The organism is Rhizobium ecuadorense, assembly GCF_001187535.1.
In the GTDB taxonomy this organism is placed as follows: Bacteria; Pseudomonadota; Alphaproteobacteria; order Rhizobiales; family Rhizobiaceae; genus Rhizobium; species Rhizobium ecuadorense.
The window spans coordinates 1-569 of sequence record NZ_LFIO01001216.1 but is presented as its reverse complement, the minus strand read 5'-3'; the positions used below and the strand labels follow the sequence as shown (position 1 = coordinate 569).

The following is a 569-nucleotide window of genomic DNA, read 5'->3' as shown; positions in this document are numbered from 1 at the left end:
CCGTCTCAGTGCAGATCCTCCAGCGACCGCAATGGCGACGGCTTAACGACCGTCAGCTCGCGGACTGTGCAGACAATGAACCGGTGCCTGACGTGTCGAGCAGACTAAAGAGCTGGCTTGCCTGGCTTTCGGTGACGTCGTCCGGCTTACCCGCCATGAATTCGTCCAATGTCACGAGCCCGTCTCCGTCCGTATCGAGACCGGAGAGCAGAGATGCAAACTGGTCGTCGTCAGCGGACGGCGGCGGTCCTTCGGGACGTTCCGACTGCTGAGCGGACATGGCCTCGGTCAGCGCATCGACCGATAGCGAACCGGAACCTTCGCTGTCGAAGCTGTCGAACAGCGTGCCGGCCTGCTCCTCGCTCAAATCGGACGGCCGACTTGCAACGAACTCGGCTTTGCTCACAAGCCCGTCGCCGTCGGTATCGAGATCGGAGAGCAGGGATGCAAGGTCGTCATCGTCGGAGGGTGGCGGGGGCGGCGGCCCCTCGGCACGTTCCGACTGCTGGGCGGACATGGCCTCGGTCAGCGCATCGACCGATAGCGAGCCGGAACCTTCGCTGTCGAAG

The 569-nt window shown here is 63.6% G+C and carries 1 protein-coding gene; it reads right to left on the bottom strand.

The window, feature by feature from the left end:
- Positions 1-52 precede the first annotated feature (52 nt).
- Positions 53-569 (bottom strand): EF-hand domain-containing protein (locus AF337_RS25580; RefSeq protein ID WP_193393657.1); only part of this gene is annotated, 517 nt, incomplete at its 5' end.